We start from the raw sequence: 20,270 nt of genomic DNA, 5'->3' as shown, positions 1-20,270 counted from the left end.
AGCAACATTAGGACTCAGCGGGCGGAATAACCCGCAATCCTGTATTATTTTACCATAAATCAGCCGCTTTTTCAATCTCTTCGGCAAGTGGAGTCCGAGAATAGGAAGAGAGATCATGACCCCCTTCCTGCGCTAAGGAAGCTTCTTTGTTTTGGGGAAGGGGTGTGGACGGCTCTTCCGGAGGCGGCAGAGTCTGCGCGGGGGAGCGGGGAAGAGAAAGAAGAAGAACTACTGGAAGAGTTAACAGCTGAGATAGAGATCCGGGAAGAGACAAAGGCTGAATATGCATCTGGCGAAGAGATCTTTTTTAAGGCGAGGGCCCTGGTACGAGAGGTAGAGATGACGCGAGATCCTCGATGAGAGAACGCAGTGAGGGGACATTAGCGGAGAGAACGAGGCGCGTAAACCGCTTAAAGAGTTGTTCAAAAAGATATTACTTAATCTCGCGGCCGCCCTTCCATGATAAAAGTTCAGAATTACCCCCGCCCGCCCCTCGCCATCAGACCGGAGGGTCATACGCGACTTCCATAAGGTACAGAGCGTGAGGAGGCAGGTTGGGCCCGGCGCGGGAACGGTCGCGGGCGGCAATAATCCGGTCCATATCATAATCCTTTCCCCTTCCCGCCTCGAGAACTGTCCCGGCTACAGTACGTACCATATTGTATAGAAACCTGTCCGCCTTTAATGAAATTATAAGAAGTGGATCTCTCTGCCTGAGGTCTGCTGAAATCACTCGGCATTCTGTTGTTTTCACACCGGATGATGAGGCGAATGAAGCAAAATCTTTTTTTCCCTTTATACGCGACAGAGCGTACCGCATGGCGTCGATATCGAGATTCTCTCTTACCCGCAGATAAGACTTTCTCCACAGGGCGGTTTTTTTTGTAATAAATATATAATTATAGGTTTTATGCTTAGCGTCATAGCGGGAATGAAACGACAGAGGGACTTCCCGTGTATTCCTTATTAAAATATCAGAGGGCAGAATGTTGTTTAGAGCTCTCCCTATCGTTGCCGGCGAATGATCAGATTCAATATGAAAATTTGCCGCCTGCCCGACAGCGTGCACTCCCGCGTCGGTTCTACCCGCGCCTATAACCTTTACCGCGCTTCCGGTAAGTTTTGTGACCGCGCTCTCAATCTCACCCTGCACTGTCCTCTCGGAGGGTTGAATCTGCCAGCCGGAGAAAGCGCTTCCGTCATACTCTATTGTCAATTTAATATTTCGCATATAAACCCGCCGAAAACAACAGAATTGCTATAATAACAATTGATATATCCCGCGCCGACATTCGCCGTTCCAGATTAAGGATCCTTCCGCTTCCGGTTCCGTATTGCCTGGCCCTCAGAGCCAGTTCAAGCTCGCCGGCCCTCCTCATAAGAGATGCTATAAGGGGCGCTAGAAAGGGAACGACTCCGCCTTTCTTTCCGGACAGCCAGCTTCCGCGCCCGCACCTTACAAAGCGGGCAATTTTGATTCTTTCCGCTTCCTCGGCGATGTGAGGAAGAAAGCTGAAAACAATCATCAGAAAAAGTGAAACATCCTCTCTTCTCAGCCCGATACTTTCGAGAGGTTTCAACACGGACACAATTGAATCCGAAAGATCCACCGGATCTGTTACCGCGAGGAAAAATCCGGCTGAAGTGATAAGAACCAGCACTTTAAGCCCCTGCAGAAGCCCCCGGACGGCATGGCTGAAAAGGGATTGCCCGTCCCTTAAGAAAATGACATTAGCCGCTACTATCAAAACAACAAAAAGCGGAAGGAGCTTTAAACCGGAGAAGTATCTCTTAATCTTAACCCCGCCTGCCGCGTATAGAAGAAAAATAAACACGGCCAGCGCGGCATTTACGGCCGGGCCGTACATAAACACAGACAGTACAATAAGGAACAGGATCAAAAGCTTTGCGGCCGGGTTCATAAGGTGTATAAACGAATCACCGCCTACGTATCTCAGTTTTAAAACAGCCATAACAGACCCTGCCTCTGAATTCCGTGTTGACAGAATACAACCGGTACAATTTCTCCTTATGAAATGTAAAGGAATACACCCTTAGTATAAAACAAAAAAAACAATTTCCGAGCGTCAACACTCAGGGCGTAATTAAGACACATATAATCAGACCTTTACCGTTATAATATCACGCCAGCTGGTTGTATAGCGGGGAGAAAGCCTTTCCTGCCGCAGTCTCCATTCACTGCCGCTCCCCTGAGCGCCTATTTTTATCGTCTCTCTCCCGTAGCGGTCATTGACGCTGTCAAAAGCATCCATGACCTTACTGTGCTTTTCCCTCTTAACATTGTCGAACAGGGATGTCTGCGTCTGTCCTTCAGGGACAATGCCGGCCGTGATAACACCCGCTTTCTTGTAGCGGTAGCCCTCTCTGTATATGCTCCTGAGCCCGGCAAGGGCGTAGCTTACTATTTCCATACTGCTGTTTGACGGCACCGGAAGTTTCAGCACCCGGCTGCGGGCATACTGCGGGTCCTTCTCTCTGAAGGGGTTAGTATGAATAAAAACCATGACTATGTTCGCGCGCGAGTGCTGACTTCTGAGCTTAGCGGCGCAATTGTTGGCGAATGTCGCCACCGCCTCCTCGATATTCCGCAGCCGGGTCTGCATGGTGCCGAAAGAACGGGAGGTGCATATGGCTTTCTTGGCGCCCGGAACTTCTTCCAGCTGAATGCACGGCTCTCCCCGCAGTTCCCTTTTTAAGCGCAGACCCGTAACTGTCATTTCCCGTTTTACCCACCTGTCAGGAAGCCGGGAAAAGTCCCCGGCGCTTTTCACATTATGCCGGCGCAGTTTTCCGCCGTACCGCCTGCCTATCCCCCAGATATCACCTACGGGAAGTTTCTCGAGATAAAAGTCCCTTTCCTCCGGCCCCTCTATTACCAGTGTTCCGCGGCACTCCGCATTTTTCTTCGCGAAACGGCTCGCGGCTTTGGCCAGCGTCTTGGTCGCGCCGATGCCGACGCTGACCGGAATACCCGTTCTTTTTACAACCTCCCGGCGGATTCTATCCGCGTAAGCGGATAGATCATAGCGGGAAAATCCGCTAAGATCCAGAAACGCTTCATCGACGGAGTAGATTTCCAGCCGCGGGGTAAACCTGCCGAGTATATTCATCACCCGCCGGGACATATCGCCGTAGAGGGCGTAGTTGGAGGAAAAAACCGCGACCTCTTTTTCCCTGAGAAAATACTCGGACTCGAAAAAGGGCTGCCCCATCTTAATCCCGAGGGCCTTTGCTTCATCTGAACGCGCGATAATACACCCGTCATTATTGGAAAGCACCACAACGGGCCTGCCGCGCAAGTCGGGTCTGAAGACGCGCTCACAAGAGGCGTAGAAATTATTGCAGTCAACTAAGGCGAACATGGCTACATCTTCTTGATAATATAGGTAACTATACCCCAGACAATAAAATCGTTTTCCGGTGTCACCTCAACCGGGTCATAATCTTCATTGTCGGGAACGAGAAAAAGTCTTTCCCCGGCGAATTTTATCCTCTTCAGGGTAAATTCACCGTCTATAAAGCAGACAGCCACTCTTCCGTTTACAGGCTCAAGGGATTTATCGATAACAAGAATATCGCCGTTATGAATGCCGGCGTCTTTCATCGAGGAGCCTTTTACCCGGCCGTAAAATGTGGAGCTTGGATTACTTACGAGTTCTTTGTTGAGATCGAGAGCCAGATCGATATAATCTTCAGCGGGAGACGGAAATCCCGCGGCTATACCGCTGTCGACATAAGGAAGCAGCATCTCTGAAGATGTATCAGCCGTGTAAAAATCTATTTTCGGTGTTGTCTTTATTCTCTTTATCTTTATCACAGGGTCTCTCCGATCCCGGTATTGACCGGTTGCGTGTCCGTTCTATTTTCGCGCGGCGAAATTAAAATGGTCAAAGTATTTCCGCCACAAGTCTTCAGAGGAAGAGAACTGGTTGGTCCCGTAAAAGTAGTCAACCACGGCTTCGCGCAGACGGGCCAGCTCCTTGAGCCTCGGAAACGACCTGGTGGAATCGAGACTCAAATCAAGCAGTTCAAGGGCTCTCGCGGCGGCTCGTCTGGAGTATTCCTCATTATCCTTCTTACGCCAGTTGAGCGCGCGGCTGACTTCACTGCCGATATTGGCCAACTGCACAGAAAGAGATAATTTCTGCCATCTTCCCGAAGCAAGCTCTTTATGCCGGCAATTCATCTCTTCACCCATCTTTCTACTATTGCGAGAACCGCTTTTCGTACCGAAGGATCATCCACCCCGCGGCTCATGTTCCCCCCGGAAGGACGCATATTAATCATGGAATCGAATTCGACAAAATCATCGCCTTCCAGGTAAGGGTAGAAATTTATACCCCACAGATCTTTCTGGCTGGAACCGTTTTCTATCAGCAATGCTTCCTGATCAGAATGTAATTCGGCGTTAATCACGATAAGCCCCAGACGTACATCGACGACAGCCTTAACCATATCGCCGAATGTGTCCGCGGCGATTCTCTTTAATTCATCTATTTTTACAGGTTTTCTAAGTATTCTCACAGCTTCTCCCGCCGGCAAAGCTCACCGCGGCAAAACGTCTTATAAGTCAACTATGAAATAATAAGATTTTACGCCTGCTTTTAAAAGTATTAATCGCTTCTGCGCCGTGTTTTGGAAAAAAGCATCAGCGAAAGAGAGGAGGATGTTCATCCTTGAACCCCGCCGCGTCCTGATACTTCTTTGCCGCGGCCAGGAGTTTACCCTCTTCGAAGAGTTTGCCTATAAAACTTATGCTGACCGGATCTCCCCCGCTGTCAAAACCGTTCGGAACCACCACGCACGGATGCCCGGTCAGATTAGTGAGAAGAAGGTTATTCCCGCCGAAAGAAGGCGCGAGATATATATCCACATCTATATTTTCCATCTCCTGAATGAGCTTATACCGCAAACGGTTCGCCCGGATATATTCAACCGCGGGGATCAGCCGCGATGCTCTGAATACATTGGGCCACGCGTTTCTGACCTGTCTTACCATCATATCGTCCTCTCCGGAGCGGGTAAGCCGGTCAAAAGCGGCGGCGGCTTCGGCGTTTAAAATAAAAGACATGCTCTCTACCGGGAAATCGGGCAGTTCTACCGGTATCAATTCGGCGCCGAGTTCTCGCATCTTTCTCAAGGCGGCGGCATCTGTTTCCTTCTGCCGGTAATCACTTTCGAAAAGCCTTTTAAGATATCCTATTCTCACATCCTCAAGATCTATATCATCATTGTAATTGAAGGGAAGATCGACCACCGTAGCGTCATTCCCGTCCGGACCGCGAATGGCGTCGAAAACGACGGCGCAGTCTTCGACGTATCTGCATATCGGGCCTATCTTATCCATCGACCAACTCAGCGCCATCGCCCCGGAGCGGCTCACCCTTCCGAAGGTGGGGCGCAGCCCTACCACACCGCATCGCGTCGAGGGGGATACTATAGACCCCCACGTCTCCGTTCCTATTGAAAACGCGACAAGTCCGGCGGCCGTAGCCGAAGCCGGCCCCGCGGAAGATCCGCTCGAACCTTCCTCCGTATTCCAGGGATTACGCGTCTTTCCGCCGTACCATACATCTCCCCAGGCAAGGGCACCCAGGGTAAGTTTCGCGACCAGAACAGCGCCCGCTTTATTCAGCTTATTTATAACCGCCGCATTCTCATCTATCTCCTGATCCCTGTAGGGCGTAGCTCCCCAGGTAGTTTTATAACCCTTCACAGAAAGAAGATCCTTGACTCCGTAGGGAATACCGTGAAGAAGCCCCCGGTAATTGCCTTCCGCTATCTCCCTGTCAGCCCGCTTGGCCTGCTTTAAAGCCAGCTCTTCTGTCAGTGTGATAACACATTTGAGCTTCGGGCCGTATTCCTTTAATCTCGCTATATACATCTCGGTAAGCTCTGTTGAAGTTATCTTGCCCTCGCGTATCAATCCGGCCAGCTGACGCACAGAGCAGAAGGAGAGTTTTTCGAGATTCTCCGGGACCTCTACATCCTCGGCGGGGCTGAATTTCAAGCCGCTTTCCTTCTCTTCAAACTCCGCTCCGGCCGGAACAGGGTTAAACATCAGCGCGGGCGGGACCGCGTTTGATATCCGCGTCTCTCTGAGCTTACGATAGGAATGGAGATTGGCGGTTAAATCCTCCAGCATAGAATCCATCTCCGAAACTGTAAATTCAAGTCCTATTAATTTCCCCGCCCTTTCTACATCGGATCTTTCAATTTCCGCCTGACCTTCCCTCCCGCGGTATAAAGTGTAGAGAAGAACAGCAGCAATCACCGCTATTACCGCGTAACACGCAATTCGTCTGGCAAACATAATTCAACTCCTTTTCATCAATTACCTGTCCGGCTCATCTCTCAGAACCGATATTGAGAAGTTCTGGCCCTTTCTGATCCAAGCCAATACACCAGAAATAATATTCCGGGAACAGCAAATAAAAACAGCTGGATATAGTGTATTGCCGGGCTATATCCGTCCGGATATACCGCTGACTGCCGGTATCTATCCCTAATTTCTACATACTAATGTTAAACGTCAACTCCAACAAGACAATAAATTCACTGGAATCTGTCACCGCCGTGTTATTTACTTCTCTTTCCGCGTATAAGTTACTTGCAGCTGCCGTAAGCGCCTGTCTTCCAGAATAAACTTAAATTGACTCCGGCTTCAAGGATATATACAACTTTCGCCGCCTGAAACCTTGAGTCTTAAACAAGGAAAAGAAAAGTGTACATAGGGTTTTCATTGCTGATGAGTGCGGCTGACTGATATTTTCAAAACCCTCCGGAGGGCGAGCGGGCAAGGATTTCTGGCCCGAAGGGGCAGAAAGAGCGAGCCCGAGGTGCAGAGCGTACAATTCCCTCGCCGGGGGAATTGACCACGATTTTGAAAATATCATTCAGCCGCATACTGTTACAAATCATCGACTACCTTATAGGATATAAAAATTGGGGAAACTCCAAAACGGTATCCGCTTGACAGAAGATGCTAAATATATCAGGATGTACAATAATACATATCCTTTTATTCTAGGAGAACAATTGGATTTCCTGAAACTATTTGAACCCAAGACAATAGCGGTGGTCGGTGTTTCCCTCACAAACGACCGCCACCCGGCGAATGTGATCTACAATAAAAACTACTTTCGCTATCCCGTGAAGGTCTACGCCGTAAACCCCAAAGGCGGCATATATTACAAGGAAAAAGTTTATAAGAGCATAAAGGATATCCCCGAGAAAATTGATCTGGCGATTATAGCAATCCGGGCGGAGTACGTACCGGCTGTTTTGAGCGACTGCATTGAGCGCTGGGTCGGCAGCGCGGCTGTTATCTCAGGCGGTTTTGCTGAAACCGGCCGCGGGGATTTGAAAAAGAAACTCCTTAAAGCGGTCGAAGAAGCGGACTTTCCAATAATTGGCCCCAACTGTCTTGGAATATATTCACCGGGTTCTGTTGACTCCTTCTTTCTTCCCAGCGAAAGAATGGTAAAACCCGAATCGGGCAATGTCGCGCTGGTCAGTCAGAGCGGGGGTATTCTCGTCGATCAGATGGTTAAATTCGCGGGGCAGGGAGTCGGACTTTCACGAGCCGTAAGTATCGGAAACAAAGCTGTTGTGAATGAACTGGACCTGCTTACCTTCTTTGCCAGAGATGACATGACCGATGTTATTGCTTTCTATATAGAAGGGTTCGGCCCGGGTGAAGGCCGGGAGTTTGTGCAGACAGCCAGCAGGTTTCCAAAACCTGTAATAGTAATGAAGGGCGGACAGAGCGCGGCGGGAAGCAGAGCAGTCTCGAGCCACACAGCTTCAATGGCGGGGGATTACAATGTATTCTCCTCGGTTATGAAGCAGTTCGGTATGGTAGAAGCAAGAAATGAATATGAAATGATCTCTTTCTGTGAGTCACTTAGCTGCCACCCGGAACCGATATCCGGAAAAGTGGGTATTGTCACCGCCAGCGGAGGTCACGGCGCTGTAGCCGTGGACAGATGTGAAATATCAGGACTGAAGGTACCTCCCTTAGCAAAAAAAACGCAGGATAATATAAGGAAGAAACTTTCTTCCAGCATTCAGCCAATCGCTTCACTGGGGAATCCTCTGGACCTGACGGGAAGCGCCCGTGACGATGATTTTGTGACCGCGGCTTCAGAATTAGGCAGGCTGAAAGAGATCGACTGCATTCTAGTGCTCCTCCTTCCGTATCTTCCGGAAGTTACAACCGATGTGGGAGCGCGGCTCAGCCAGCTTTATCAGGAAGTGAGCAAACCAATCGTCGCCTACGTTCCCCACGTAGAAAGATACCGTATGTTCATTGAAGGATTTCAACTTAATAATGTCCCCGTAGCCCGCTCAATTGACGGAGCAATTCTAATGGTAGAAGCTATGAAGAGGTATGACCCATGATAAACGGAGAAATTCTGGATATTTTAAAAAAATCCAGAAAGAACGGCTGGGTACTTGAACCGGACGCCAAGAAAATATTCAGAATATCCGGGTTTGACGTACCCCAGCACACACTCGCCTCGAGCGCTGACGAGGCGGCCGGGTTCGCGAATAAAACGGGATACCCCGTGGTAGCAAAGGTAGTATCCCCGAAAATAGTCCATAAATCAGACGTGGGAGGTGTGGAGGTCAATATCGATAATGATAAAAGATTGAAAACTGTCTTTAACCGCTTCAGCAAAATGGACGGGTTTGCGGGTCTCTTTGTGGAGAAGATGGTCTCGGGCACCGAATTGATCATAGGGGCTAAGATAGACGAGCAGTTCGGACCTGTAGTGCTGATGGGGATAGGAGGCGTTGGAGTGGAATTATACGGCGATACCGCCATAAGAATGGCTCCGGTTGGAAAAACGGATGTTAAATCGATGATAGATGACCTCAAAGCAAAAAAATTAATAGAAGGTTTCAGGGGAAGCCGGCCCGTAAATATAGATAAATTATCCGCAACACTAGTTAAATTCTCCGAATTGGTTATGGAACTCAAAGAGAAAATTGAGTCTATAGATCTAAACCCCGTTATATGCGGGGGGGCGGAATGTGTGATAGCGGACGCGAGAATCATACTAAAAAAGAAGTAATCCCTCCAAATTATCAGCGCGGCTTCCGGGCGGGCGGAGCAAAATCCGCAAACATCTTGACAGGCATCTCACATGACAATACTCTATACCTGATATTTAAAAGCACTGACCCAAAAGGAGGATAAAGAATGAAACAGGGTATTATATTCACCGCTTGCCTGGTTATCTGTCTCTTGCTTGTTCAATCCCCTGAGCTGAGCGGAAAGGAAAAAAGAGCTATAACTTTCGACGACCTCATTTCATTCGGAAGGATCGGAGATTTTGAGATCTCGCCCGACGGAGAAACGGTTGTCTTCACCGTAGCCTGGTTCGACAAGGAAGATAATTCGTCCCGGAAAGATATCTACAGTGTTCCCGTAGGGGGGGGTACTCCGAGAAAAATCGTCGGGAGCGAAAGCGACGACTACGCGCCGTGCTGGTCGCCTGACGGAAAGAAAATAGCTTTCATCTCCGACAGGGAAGAAACACCTCAAATATGGATTCTATCTATAGAGGAAGGAGAAGTTCGCCGCGTAACGGATATCCCAACGGGGGCATCCGCGCCGCTGTGGTCGCCCGACGGCGTCACACTTGCTTTTACGTCAGATGTATACCCGGGATGTCCGGATATGGACTGCAACAGAGAAAAACTCGAGGAATTCAAGAAGGGGAAGGTAAAGGCGAGGGTTATAGACAGACTGATGTACCGCCACTGGAATAGTTGGAGAGACGGAAGGTGGAGCCACCTCTTTCTGACCGACACTGAAGGTTCAGCGATTACCGAAATAAATAAAGGAGAAACCGACGTGCCTCCCATCTCGCTGGGCGGCGAAAGAGATTATTCATTTTCTCCCGATGGAAAAGAACTGTGTTTCACTATGAACCCGGATTCCGTTATCGCCACCTCAACTAATAATAATCTCTACATAATGAACCTGCCGGGCGGCAATCCCGAATCGATTACAGAGGAAAACCTCTCTAACGACAATAACCCCCGCTATTCTCCAAATGGAGAATTTATAGCTTACCGCGCCCAGTTTACTCCGGGATTCGAAGCCGACAGATACAGACTTATGCTCTATAACAGAAAAACCGGGGAAACCCGCAATCTGACGGAAGATTTCGACTACAGTATAGAAAATTTCACATGGAGCCCGAATAGCAAAAATATATATTTCAACACCGAAAAACACGGCCGGATCTGTATCGGCAGGGTTTCTGCCGGCGGCGGCGACGCGGAATTTATTCTCACGGATAAATTCAATATGAACCTGCGGATAACTCCGGACGGCAAAGAGATTATCTTTTCAAGACAGGATATTTCACACCCTACCGAATTATATAAAGCGACAACAGAAGGTGATGAAGTAACACAGCTTACTGATATAAACGGAGAATTACTAAGCAATCTGAAGATGAATCCGGCTGAAGAATTCTGGTTTGAAGGGGCCGAATCAAAAGAGATACACGGTCTTCTCGTAAAACCGCCCTTCTTTGACAAAAACAAGAAATATCCGTTGGTAATTCTCATCCACGGTGGCCCTCAGGGAGCTTTCGGTGATGAATTCCACTACAGATGGAATGTTCAGATGTTCGCCTCGCCGGGATACGTTGTAACCATGTTTAATTTCACTGGAAGCACCGGCTACGGGCAGGAATTCACGAACGCTATAAGCGGAGACTGGGGCGGCCGTCCATACGTCGATATAATGAAAGGTACGGATTACGTGCTGAATAATTACACCTGTATAGATACAAACAGAGTGGGCGCCGCGGGAGCTTCCTACGGCGGATTTATGATAAACTGGATAGAGGGTCATACCGACAGATTTGAATGCCTGGTCTCTCATGACGGAGTTTACAACCAGACAAGTATGTACGGGGCTACCGAAGAACTGTGGTTCCCCGAATGGGAGTTTAAAGGAACTCCATGGACAAATCCCGAAATGTACAGAAAATTTTCACCGAGTACATACGCGGAGAATTTCAATACTCCCTGTCTCGTTATTCACGGTGAAAAAGATTTCAGGGTACCCTACACCCAGGGGCTTGAATTTTTTACCGCGCTTCAGCGCCGTGGGGTGGAATCGAAACTGCTCTTCTACCCCGACGAAGATCACTTCGTTCAGAAACCTCTGAACGCCGAGCTTTGGTGGAATACGATACACAAATGGTTCGCTGAATACCTGGATATGTAAAAGTCCGCCGAATGGTTAGAAACTCTGCCCGCAAACAGGCAGCCGTGGGGTAACACTATGTTTAACAGGGGTCTTAAGAAAGGACTGGCTTTTCAGGGAAGATATAAAATACCGGAAAAGAGAACCAATGAAAGGGTCACACGGGCCGCCTTCTCAGTACCTTCCCCGGTAATTTCTAATTTGAACCCGACTCTTTTATAGTATACTAACCCGCGGAAATTATCAAGTTTAATTTATATAATATCTTAAAAGGGAGGATTATCAAGTAATCCGCGATAATCTACGGGACCTGAAGAGTCCCTTTTCCAACATGTGCAACAGCCCCCGTAACACTTACACTTTCAACCATTCCCCTGTCACAACGGACAAAAACCTTGATCTCACTGGGACGGCCCATTTCAATACCCTGCCGCACCTTGAAGGACAATTTATCGGGAAACTTAAGGAGTCTGGCCAGATATCCGCCCATGGCGCCGGCAGCAGAACCGGTCGCGGGGTCTTCCCACACTGATAAGCCCGGAGCGAAAAAACGGGCGCGAATATTTCCTTTCCCCTCATTAATTCTCGCGAACAGGTAAACTCCGCATACCCTGTGCCTGGATATCACATTGGAAGCCTGCTCAAGATTCAGTTTCGCTCTGCTTACAACTTCCTCCCCATCCACCTCTATCATCAGGAAAGAAAGGCCGTTTGAAACAACCCCGCCCCCTAAGACCTCATGCCTCTTCAATCCGAGACCTCTGGCAACCTGTCCTCTGTTCTGAACAGCTGTTCCGTATTTCGGAATCGGTTGATTCATAGAAAAGAGTTTAGAATTTCTCTTCTTAATAATATCGACCTTTATTATCCCTGACTTCAGTTCCAGCACAAGCTCTGCCGGCTTTCTTCCCTTCTTGTGCCTTTGAATTACATAAGCGGCGCCGAGAACCGGATGACCGGCAAACGGCAGTTCTTCAGAGGGGGTAAATATACGTATCTTCGCGTCAGCTTCTTCCAGTTTCGAGGGAAAGATAAAAACAGTTTCAGAGAAATTTATCTCCCTCGCGATCGACAGCATCCTTTGCGGAGAAAGTCTGCCTGGAGTTCGAAAAACAGCCAGTTGATTTCCCTGAAAGGCTTTCTTTGAAAAAACGTCAACATGTTCAAACGACAGCTTTCTGCTCATTTAAAAGATCCTTTTAAAAAAGATATATAATCAACGGTCTTCAATCCCCATCGTCATATAATAAATACAATTCAGCGTGATACCTGTAATATTCACATATTATCAGACCCGCCCTTAATGTTAAAAGGAAAAAGATTCCTTTGTTCAGAATCAATAAAATCATACCCCTGTTTGATTTTTCCCTCTTAAAATGATAAATTACCATATAGAGAAATGTAAATTGTAAGCAGACTAAAGGGAGGTATCTGAATATGAATTCAAGAGGGATTACAGCCTTACTGTCAATTACCTTTATCCTCTTTTCATGCGTGTTCTTTGCCGGCAACGCGGCCGCGGGCGAGAAAGACAACCCGAGAGTACTCGTGAAAACTAACATGGGATCATTTACTATCATGCTTTACCCCGACAAGGCTCCCATAACTGTCAAAAACTTTCTAACCTATGTGGAAAGTAAGTTCTACGACCAAACCCTGATACACAGAGTTGAAAAAGATTTTGTTATCCAGGGAGGCGGCTATAACATTGATAACAAGAAGAAATATACAAGAGACCCGATAAAAAACGAAGCTGACAACGGGCTTAAAAACCTCAAATATACTCTCTCTATGGCAAGAACGAGTGCCGTGAACAGCGCGACGAGTCAGTTTTTTATTAATCTCAAGGATAACACTGCCAGTCTCGACCACAGAAGCGACAATCCAAATGAATTCGGATACGCCGTTTTTGGAAAAGTTATAGACGGGAAAGACGTTATCAAAAAAATAAGATATGTAGAAACTAAGAAAAAGGGTGTAATGCACGTACCCGTTGAGCCGGTTATTATCAAATCAATGCGTAGAATAGATTCAAAAGAAGAAGAAGGCAAAAAAGAAGAAAATAAATAACTTGAAAACTGTAAAGAAACACAGGATTTAAGCGGGCAGCCAGACGGAAAATTCTGTTCCCTCATCTTCGGTGCTGCGGTAATAGAGTTTTCCGTCATGCTCTGATATTATCTTTTGAGAAATAAAAAGCCCCGCGCCCATTCTCTTCACTCTTTTCTCACTGGAATTTGATCTCTTCGGGGAAAGCTTCACTGTCTTATCAACTTTCTCTTCTTCAGTTCCGCCTCCGCTGTTCTTCACCCTTAGAACTAACCATTCCCCGGCCGTAATATCTCTCAACTGCTTCTCCAGAACACCGTTTATACCGACCGTTTCATTTTTACTGCTGATATCCTTTTCAGACGGCATAGCGTCTACATCACTGCTGTCGTAATATCTTAATTCTATACCCTCCATTTCATTCGGACCTGTCTGATAGATAGATAAGGCGATTTTAAGACGTCCCCCGCTCGGCATAAACTTAACCGCGCTGCCGATTATCTCTTCCACCGCGATTTTGATTCTCGCCCGATCTACCCTTACCTCACGAAACACCTTTTCATCGAATATGACCGAAATCCCTTTCTCTTCTATATCCGGCAGTATCTTCCTCAGGCATTCTTCCACAATAGTAGAAATATCTGTCATTCTAAACTGGAGACCCGTTCCATCAAATTCAATTTCCGCGATGTTGGCCAGTTCATTTATGCCGCTTTCAAGATGTTTTGCCGCGTCTCGGGCCATATCCAGCATGAGAGATTCACTGACGGCATTCGACTCAATCGACCACAATGTACTTTTCAATACTGTCAGAGGTGTGTTCAGTTCGAACGAGCGGCGGCTTGTCAATTCCGACTTCACTTCCGAGAAACTATTCCTTTTAACGCTGGATTTTGACAGCGCCTCAAAATCAAGTGCGTTTTTAACCGCCGCCGAACCGATCCTCATAAGAATTTTCAAAAGTTCACTGTCATCTTTGTCGAAACCCTTTCCGTCGACTTTTCCGCTGAAAAATATCAATCCTTTCAGGTTACCATCGAACTGCAGGGGAAAAAGATAACCAAATCCGCTTTTTACGATCTTCTCAAGCCACTTTCCTTTTACAAGTAACCCGGAAGATTTGCCCGTATAGATAGTGTCAATATGAACGGGGGTTTTCTCCTCTCTCAGCCATTTTATGAAAACATTGCTTACATTCATTGACTTGAGATCGAAATCTGACCCCGTCCCCAATGAATATATCGACCTGAGGCTCCCGCCGCCCGCAGAAGCAACAAAAACTGAAACTCTGTTAATCCCCAGGTTCCCCGCTATAGACATTGCAAAAATCCTCGCCAACCTCTTTATATCAAGGGTTGAAATAAGCTTTTCGGACAATTCCAGAACACTTTTCAACATATAATCAGATTTACGGAGCTCCTCGCGGAACTTGTTAAGGGCATCCGCGTTTCTATAATCTTTATCTTCCGTTTCTTTACTCATCAAAAATCCTTTTTCAAAAGTGCCGTCATATATCCTGTTTTAAAATTTCCTCTGACAAGGATTCCCTTTATCACGCATTATTTTACACACACTCAAAATAGCTGCCGGCTCCGATCATCTTCATTTTCGCGCCTATCTTACCCGGTACGTTCATAAAAACAACAGATCGGCCTTCGCTGCTGAGTGAAGACTGAATGCCCAACAGTAATCCCATACCCTCTTCGGAAATAAACGAAAGATCCTTCATATCGATTTTAAGATCTATTGATTTCCTTCTCATCAGCTCCGTCAATTCATCTTCCATTTCCAACGCGCTGTCACTATCGAGCCGGCCCGACGTCACGATGAGGCAGCTGCGGTCCTTTTCTTTCTCTCCCACTTTGATTTGGAAATCGCTCATCTTTAAAACCTCTTTCAGGTGATAAGTTTCTGTCCACCCGCCCGAATTTCAATCAATCTTTTATAGAAGCTAACTGAAAGCTATATATAGGAGCAAGACTCAGGCCGGAAGGTAGTTAGAGATCCTTCTTCCTTCTTGCCTGTATTTACAATATTAAGCTAACCCTCCATTATATAATAAGTTAACAACGTTTTATGATACACGGTCATAATTTATGCCCACAAATTACAGGGCAAGAATTGTTCACACTATGCTGGGTAAAATATATTCAGGACGTTAATCGGATTATATTTCAGAATTTAGGGGGGCGAACAGGATACGTGGACGGTGGGATAATATCCGCGCTGAAGTCTGCCTTCACAGGCATTTTACACGCGGAGCTAATGCCATTCTATCCTCGTCGTATACACGGAAATCTTGGTAATATATCTTTAAAGCCGGTTTTTAATAAAATCAGACTCTATTGCCGGAATACCGGCAGTAAGTCCTCAATGGGCAATCCGAACAGAGAGGGACTTTTCTGCAACAGGATTTTGCGTGTTCTACTATAAGAGCGTGAAATTGATTGAACAGCCGGCTGTCATCCGGAAGATTCTTTTCAAAATATCCCCTTATAGTTTCATAGGAACCGTTTCTTTCTATAATACCAAGCCTTCCAAATAACCTTCTTGTATAAGCGTCAACGACAAAATAAGGTTTATTTAAAGCGTAAAGCATAATGGAATCAGCGGTTTCCGGTCCTATTCCGTAAAGCTCGAGAAGAGACTGACGGTTGATATTATTATTCTGAATAAAATATCCGGCAAGCACCTTGAGTTTCTTTGCCTTCATATTGTAATAGCCTGAGGGACGAATGATTTTTCCGAGCCGCTTCTCATCCATCTTTAAAATAGCTTCCGGGTTTAGAATGCCCGATTCGTTAAGGTTACAAACAGCGCGGGCGGCGTTCTTCCACGATGTGTTCTGCGTAAGAACAGCCCCGACGGCAACTTCGAATATCTGCTCGGGGTTCTCGGGGCCACCCGTGTATTCGGGATGTGTCTTCCCGGGGGGAGTAACCGGCCACCAGTTTCTCGGTCCGTACCAATCATTAAGAAGGTTAAAAATATCAATCAGCCTTGAGGGTTTCCCCATACCGTTTTCCCTGTTCATCCAATTTAAAGCGATGCGGCCTTATGCTTAAACATTAACGAATATCCCCGTTCATAACAATCGGCATATTTAATAATTTCGAAAACAGGATATAAAGAAAGGATGGAAAAATATATACATTTATCCCGATAAATTATAACCTTCAGTAAAATATTAACAATATCTGATGAAAGGAAACTTCATGCGGATCGCTATTCTAGGAGACGGCTCACTTAATCATATAAAACGCTGGGGAGGTTTCTTTCAGAAGCAAGGCCACGAAGTTCTTCTGCTCTCCTTTGAGAAAACAGTAAATTCTCCCGTGCCTGTAATACATCTGAGAAAAAACCTGCCCACAGATCTTCTCGGATACCTCTCATCACTCGGGACAGTAAAGAAAAAGCTCGGCGTGTTCCGCCCCGATATTGTCAACTCACTCTATATCAGCGGATACGGATTGATCGGGGCCTTATGCGGCTACAGACCTCTAGTTTTATCAGCTCTCGGCTCCGACCTTCTCGTGGATTACAGAAAACACTTCATCCATAAACTGCAGATAAACTACTCGATTGAAAAAGCGGATTTAATCACGGCTGACTCTGAGGATCTTTCAAGAATCGCGGCTGAGGCGGGCGCTATGAAGAAAAATATCCTCAAAATATACTTCGGTATAGACAAGAATCTCTTCTATCCATCCGATGAAAAGAACGAACCATCAGCCGATAACGGTAAAACATTGATAATAAGCACTCGTAATCTTTATAATATATACAATATAGAACTCTTAATAGAAGCCTCTCCCAAAATTTTAAATGAAATAAACGCTTACTTTATTATATGCGGGGACGGGCCTGAACGTGAAAATCTCGAGAAAAAAGTTGACAGACTCGGGGTAGGCGAAAAATTCACTTTTAAGGGAAGACTCAGCCCGGAAGAACTTTCACGGGAGCTTAGAAAAAGCGATATATATATATCAACATCGCTTTCCGATTCCACTTCCGTCTCCCTCCTCGAAGCGATGGCAAGCGGCTTGACCCCTATTGTAACCGACCTTGAAGGAAACAGGGAATGGATCGAGGACGGAGAAAACGGAATGATAGTGCCTACCGGCGCCCCCGACATACTCGCGGAATCTGTAGTCAAAACGGCTAAAGATAGAAATTTTACGCGGAAAGCCCGTAAAATCAATATAAGTAAAATTATCGACCGCGGCCTGTGGGAAGTGAATATGAAACGCGTGGAAGAAGAGATGTTAAGACTGATCGAAAAAAGAAAACGCTGACGATCGTTAAGGTTGTAAATAATCTAAGAAATAGTACGCTATGGATAAATTCTCCGTCAACACAATCGGTAAATTCTCCGGGATGATTATTTTGTCAGTCCTGGCTGGAATCAGCGGAGCTGTAATCGTTGAAGCCTTTACATCTACTCTGAAATTTATAAGCAAATATACCGACCGCGCGGACAACCTATGGGGGTTTTTATTACCCGTTGCCGGAGCGTTTATTCTGGGGTCATTAATACTTAGATACCACTCAGATGCCGGACATGACGGAATACCGTCTTATATAAAAGCCATAAATCAAAAGGGCGGTAAATTCAGCACACCTGCCACATTGCTGAAAATACCCGCGACTCTTCTGACCCTGGGTTTATGCGGAAGCGGAGGAATAGTCGGTCCTCTATCAAGAATTGGCGCCGGTATCAGCTCTCTGATCTACTCAAAAGTTCTTACAGTGTTTAAGATAAGGCACGAAGAAGCGCTTCGCGCGGCGGCAATATGCGGTATGAGCGGTATTATCAGCGCGATATTCTTATCGCCCCTCGGCGGTGCTTTCTTTGCCGTCGAGATATTAAGTAAGAGATCACTTAAATATTCAGACCTTTTCCCTTCGATTCTGGCGGGTGTTATCGCCGTAATCACTTCTTTCTCACTCGGACTGGAGCCGGTCTTTCGAGTACACGCTGCTCCATTCAGAAACGATCTCTACATTTTAATGCTGCTGCCTCTTGCCGGAATAATAAGCAGCGCGGCGGGATTATTGTTTATAACAATATTTGATAAAATCTCAGACCTGTTTCAAAGTATATCCGCGAGACAGCCTTTTCCGGTACTCCTTTCGTGTTTAACCGTATCAGTCCTATGGCTCTCCGGAGCAAAGGCGGTGCTTGGAACATCAATGCCCCTTTTTCGAATTTTTGCCGGCGGCAGTCTAGAGGACCTCTCTTTACTATCTATTAATTTCGGCAACATACCGCTTATCATCATCAGCTTCGTGATATTAAAGATTATGGTAACTTCACTAACGGTGGGAAGCGGAATGAGCGGAGGCCTTACAGCTCCCATACTTATTATAGGAGCGGGATGCGGAGCGTTTCTCTGCAGCATCTCAGGTATCGAGCCGGGATCAAGCGCGTATTACGCGGTTATCGTCTCCTGTATATCAGGTATACTCGCTTCAGGATTAAATATTCCCATAGCTTCAATTCTTATTTCAGCGGCGATATTCGGACACTCCTATACCGTGCCCGCCATAATCGGCGCTATACTCCCGTTCCTGCTCTTTAAGGAGAAAACTGTCTTTAAGTACTTAAAAGCAGATGAAGAAGAGGATTCTGAAGGGGAAATCACAAGACGCGATGAGGCACATTAAGGAACAGCACTAAATTACGCGAAATGCTTTCAACACACGAGTCAAAAAAGTAGTAACAATCACCAATGCTCCCTATACCACCGGGATTACATGGTGGAATTTCCCCACAATATTTGATTCCAAACTCCGGTATATTTATTAAAATTTGCGCTTATAATAATAATCCGTTTTATCAACCTCTGTAACTCGCTGTAATAAAAATAATTACATAATTTGATCTAGGTAATAAAACCGCTCTTTTTCCCAGGTGATTAGGGGCCGGATTAAGGAACATTTCTTGTTTCTGCTATAAAAGAAGAAACAGTATTAAGCAAAAAGGAAGGGTGTCGATGGGAACATATCATTTGCAGACTTTGATTCTTAAAATTCTGGCTGTTGCCTTCATTATGATAATTATAACGAGCAGGCCGAAAAAGAAGGTTCTTACAGCAATAATATTCACGGCGGTAATGTCGCTGGCTGTTCACGCGTTCAGAGATGGAATAAGTGGTGTTTATTTCTCAGTTTCGGGTATTTTTATATCACTTTTACTTACAACACCGATCAGATTCTATAAAAAAACGTCAAAATTGGGATTTCTTTATTCAGCCGCGGCCGGAGCAATTACAGGCCCCCTCGGTTCAATACTTGTTTTTATTATTCTCTTTACCTTTCTTGCCATTTCAAAGCTTTTTAAATCGCGACAGCTTATGGTCCTGTCTAATTTTCGAAATCCGGCACTCTTACTTCAGTTTACTATTCCGGCACAAGAAAATCTTACATCTCAGCTCTCCCGAATAGAAGCATCCAGAATGGATAATGAAAACGGACAACCTGACGGATTAGAATATAAGTATGAGGATGGAGAACAAATGACAAAAAATATCAGGATAGGACCCTGGAAAACAATGCTCGCGATGTCAACTCTCGCCGTAGTAATAATAGGAGTTTTTGTATAGAGGAGAATAAATGTCTGTTCTGAATCTAACACAAAACACCATACTTGGAGACACTCTCCTTACTCTAGCTTCAAATTTCAAGAAAACACTCACGCGGATAAATAATTACGGAATACCAACGGGATGCGCGTTGTGGCTGCATCAATGCAGCGGAATCTATACCGTAGGAATGAAAAAACCGGTAGATATAATTTTTATCGATAAAAACAGAAGAATAATAAGGATATTGAGAAACTTCCCCCCGGGCTGTTTCACGGAATCAGCCGACGGTGCTATCGGCGCGATTGAGCTTCCTCCAAACACACTGTCCGAAACCCATTCTAATCAGGGTGATGTAATAGAATTATTCCCCGGCTGAC

20 protein-coding genes are annotated in these 20,270 nt (G+C 46.2%); 9 read left to right on the top strand and 11 right to left on the bottom strand.

The features are described 5' to 3' along the window. Window positions 1–87: 87 nt before the first annotated feature. Window positions 88–360 carry a hypothetical protein gene (locus tag U5O15_09360; GenBank protein ID MDZ7860849.1) on the top strand — a complete coding sequence of 91 codons (273 nt, stop codon included), beginning with the start codon at window positions 88–90 and terminating at the stop codon, window positions 358–360. Between the two features lie 139 nt (window positions 361–499). On the opposite strand, the gene truA is transcribed toward U5O15_09360, so the two are convergent. From truA to U5O15_09325, 7 genes are all read right to left on the bottom strand, one after another. Further along, entirely contained in the window at window positions 500–1,231 is a 732-nt protein-coding gene (gene truA / locus U5O15_09355) for a tRNA pseudouridine(38-40) synthase TruA (protein MDZ7860848.1), read from the bottom strand. Further along, window positions 1,218–1,973: an energy-coupling factor transporter transmembrane component T gene (locus tag U5O15_09350; protein ID MDZ7860847.1), complete on the bottom strand. Its 756-nt coding sequence runs from the start codon at window positions 1,971–1,973 to the stop codon at window positions 1,218–1,220. Before U5O15_09350 ends, truA begins: the two co-directional genes overlap by 14 nt. A 147-nt stretch (window positions 1,974–2,120) precedes the next feature. Next, window positions 2,121–3,383, bottom strand: coding sequence for a Y-family DNA polymerase (locus U5O15_09345; protein MDZ7860846.1), 1,263 nt, complete (start codon window positions 3,381–3,383; stop codon window positions 2,121–2,123). A gap of 2 nt (window positions 3,384–3,385) precedes the next feature. Continuing rightward, on the bottom strand, window positions 3,386–3,835 hold the full coding sequence (gene umuD, locus U5O15_09340) for a translesion error-prone DNA polymerase V autoproteolytic subunit (protein ID MDZ7860845.1): 450 nt from the start codon (window positions 3,833–3,835) through the stop codon (window positions 3,386–3,388). Window positions 3,836–3,880: 45 nt separating this feature from the next. After that, window positions 3,881–4,219 carry a hypothetical protein gene (locus U5O15_09335; GenBank protein MDZ7860844.1) on the bottom strand — a complete coding sequence of 113 codons (339 nt, stop codon included), beginning with the start codon at window positions 4,217–4,219 and terminating at the stop codon, window positions 3,881–3,883. Next, the gene (locus tag U5O15_09330; protein MDZ7860843.1) at window positions 4,204–4,545 is read right to left on the bottom strand and encodes a DUF5674 family protein; all 342 of its coding nucleotides are present in this window, start codon (window positions 4,543–4,545) and stop codon (window positions 4,204–4,206) included. The genes U5O15_09335 and U5O15_09330 overlap by 16 nt, the downstream gene beginning before the upstream one ends. A 124-nt stretch (window positions 4,546–4,669) precedes the next feature. Continuing rightward, window positions 4,670–6,334, bottom strand: coding sequence for an amidase (locus U5O15_09325; GenBank protein ID MDZ7860842.1), 1,665 nt, complete (start codon window positions 6,332–6,334; stop codon window positions 4,670–4,672). A 725-nt stretch (window positions 6,335–7,059) separates the two neighbouring features. Between U5O15_09325 and U5O15_09320 the strand changes: the two genes are divergently transcribed. The 3 genes from U5O15_09320 (at window position 7,060) to U5O15_09310 (ending at window position 11,278) form a co-directional block, all read left to right on the top strand. Further along, window positions 7,060–8,424 carry a CoA-binding protein gene (locus U5O15_09320; GenBank protein MDZ7860841.1) on the top strand — a complete coding sequence of 455 codons (1,365 nt, stop codon included), beginning with the start codon at window positions 7,060–7,062 and terminating at the stop codon, window positions 8,422–8,424. Continuing rightward, a complete protein-coding gene (locus U5O15_09315; GenBank protein MDZ7860840.1) occupies window positions 8,421–9,101 on the top strand; it encodes an acetate--CoA ligase family protein in 681 nt (226 codons plus the stop codon). Before U5O15_09320 ends, U5O15_09315 begins: the two co-directional genes overlap by 4 nt. 128 nt (window positions 9,102–9,229) lie before the next feature. Next, complete coding sequence (locus U5O15_09310; GenBank protein MDZ7860839.1) at window positions 9,230–11,278, top strand: S9 family peptidase; 2,049 nt, start codon at window positions 9,230–9,232, stop codon at window positions 11,276–11,278. A gap of 280 nt (window positions 11,279–11,558) precedes the next feature. On the opposite strand, the gene U5O15_09305 is transcribed toward U5O15_09310, so the two are convergent. Next, window positions 11,559–12,443, bottom strand: a complete 885-nt coding sequence (locus U5O15_09305) for a PhzF family phenazine biosynthesis protein (GenBank protein MDZ7860838.1) — start codon at window positions 12,441–12,443, stop codon at window positions 11,559–11,561. Window positions 12,444–12,694: 251 nt separating this feature from the next. On the opposite strand from U5O15_09305, the gene U5O15_09300 reads away from it, so the two are divergent. Further along, complete coding sequence (locus U5O15_09300) at window positions 12,695–13,327, top strand: peptidylprolyl isomerase (protein ID MDZ7860837.1); 633 nt, start codon at window positions 12,695–12,697, stop codon at window positions 13,325–13,327. A gap of 27 nt (window positions 13,328–13,354) precedes the next feature. On the opposite strand, the gene U5O15_09295 is transcribed toward U5O15_09300, so the two are convergent. From U5O15_09295 to U5O15_09285, 3 genes are all read right to left on the bottom strand, one after another. After that, window positions 13,355–14,788, bottom strand: a complete 1,434-nt coding sequence (locus U5O15_09295; GenBank protein MDZ7860836.1) for a HAMP domain-containing sensor histidine kinase — start codon at window positions 14,786–14,788, stop codon at window positions 13,355–13,357. Between the two features lie 82 nt (window positions 14,789–14,870). Further along, the gene (locus U5O15_09290; protein ID MDZ7860835.1) at window positions 14,871–15,188 is read right to left on the bottom strand and encodes an STAS domain-containing protein; all 318 of its coding nucleotides are present in this window, start codon (window positions 15,186–15,188) and stop codon (window positions 14,871–14,873) included. 453 nt (window positions 15,189–15,641) lie between these two features. Next, window positions 15,642–16,340, bottom strand: coding sequence for an endonuclease III domain-containing protein (locus U5O15_09285; protein MDZ7860834.1), 699 nt, complete (start codon window positions 16,338–16,340; stop codon window positions 15,642–15,644). Window positions 16,341–16,506: 166 nt separating this feature from the next. On the opposite strand from U5O15_09285, the gene U5O15_09280 reads away from it, so the two are divergent. The 4 genes from U5O15_09280 (at window position 16,507) to U5O15_09265 (ending at window position 20,269) form a co-directional block, all read left to right on the top strand. After that, window positions 16,507–17,601 (top strand): glycosyltransferase, encoded by a 1,095-nt coding sequence (locus U5O15_09280; GenBank protein ID MDZ7860833.1) that lies wholly within the window; start codon window positions 16,507–16,509, stop codon window positions 17,599–17,601. A gap of 40 nt (window positions 17,602–17,641) precedes the next feature. Beyond that, window positions 17,642–18,973, top strand: a complete 1,332-nt coding sequence (locus U5O15_09275) for a chloride channel protein (GenBank protein ID MDZ7860832.1) — start codon at window positions 17,642–17,644, stop codon at window positions 18,971–18,973. A 329-nt stretch (window positions 18,974–19,302) separates the two neighbouring features. Continuing rightward, entirely contained in the window at window positions 19,303–19,911 is a 609-nt protein-coding gene (locus U5O15_09270; protein MDZ7860831.1) for a hypothetical protein, read from the top strand. A gap of 10 nt (window positions 19,912–19,921) precedes the next feature. Then, on the top strand, window positions 19,922–20,269 hold the full coding sequence (locus U5O15_09265; GenBank protein ID MDZ7860830.1) for a DUF192 domain-containing protein: 348 nt from the start codon (window positions 19,922–19,924) through the stop codon (window positions 20,267–20,269). Window position 20,270: the final 1 nt, after the last annotated feature.

The organism is Candidatus Krumholzibacteriota bacterium (assembly GCA_034520215.1).
Taxonomy (GTDB): domain Bacteria; phylum Krumholzibacteriota; class Krumholzibacteriia; order Krumholzibacteriales; family WJIX01; genus JAGHBT01.
This window is presented reverse-complemented; position numbering and strand designations above follow the sequence as displayed.

Bases quoted from the DNA above. Each gene is read 5' to 3' on its own strand.
- U5O15_09335 (MDZ7860844.1), bottom strand. From the start codon at position 4,219: ATGGGTGAAGAGATGAATTGCCGGCATAAAGAGCTTGCTTCGGGAAGA.
- U5O15_09275 (MDZ7860832.1), top strand. From the start codon at position 17,642: ATGGATAAATTCTCCGTCAACACAATCGGTAAATTCTCCGGGATGATT.
- U5O15_09280 (MDZ7860833.1), top strand. From the start codon at position 16,507: ATGAAAGGAAACTTCATGCGGATCGCTATTCTAGGAGACGGCTCACTT.
- U5O15_09310 (MDZ7860839.1), top strand. From the start codon at position 9,230: ATGAAACAGGGTATTATATTCACCGCTTGCCTGGTTATCTGTCTCTTG.
- U5O15_09285 (MDZ7860834.1), bottom strand. From the start codon at position 16,340: ATGAACAGGGAAAACGGTATGGGGAAACCCTCAAGGCTGATTGATATT.
- U5O15_09350 (MDZ7860847.1), bottom strand. From the start codon at position 1,973: ATGGCTGTTTTAAAACTGAGATACGTAGGCGGTGATTCGTTTATACAC.
- U5O15_09300 (MDZ7860837.1), top strand. From the start codon at position 12,695: ATGAATTCAAGAGGGATTACAGCCTTACTGTCAATTACCTTTATCCTC.
- U5O15_09325 (MDZ7860842.1), bottom strand. From the start codon at position 6,334: ATGTTTGCCAGACGAATTGCGTGTTACGCGGTAATAGCGGTGATTGCT.
- U5O15_09305 (MDZ7860838.1), bottom strand. From the start codon at position 12,443: ATGAGCAGAAAGCTGTCGTTTGAACATGTTGACGTTTTTTCAAAGAAA.
- U5O15_09345 (MDZ7860846.1), bottom strand. From the start codon at position 3,383: ATGTTCGCCTTAGTTGACTGCAATAATTTCTACGCCTCTTGTGAGCGC.
- truA (MDZ7860848.1), bottom strand. From the start codon at position 1,231: ATGCGAAATATTAAATTGACAATAGAGTATGACGGAAGCGCTTTCTCC.
- U5O15_09315 (MDZ7860840.1), top strand. From the start codon at position 8,421: ATGATAAACGGAGAAATTCTGGATATTTTAAAAAAATCCAGAAAGAAC.
- U5O15_09265 (MDZ7860830.1), top strand. From the start codon at position 19,922: ATGTCTGTTCTGAATCTAACACAAAACACCATACTTGGAGACACTCTC.
- U5O15_09270 (MDZ7860831.1), top strand. From the start codon at position 19,303: ATGGGAACATATCATTTGCAGACTTTGATTCTTAAAATTCTGGCTGTT.
- U5O15_09295 (MDZ7860836.1), bottom strand. From the start codon at position 14,788: ATGAGTAAAGAAACGGAAGATAAAGATTATAGAAACGCGGATGCCCTT.
- U5O15_09290 (MDZ7860835.1), bottom strand. From the start codon at position 15,188: ATGAGCGATTTCCAAATCAAAGTGGGAGAGAAAGAAAAGGACCGCAGC.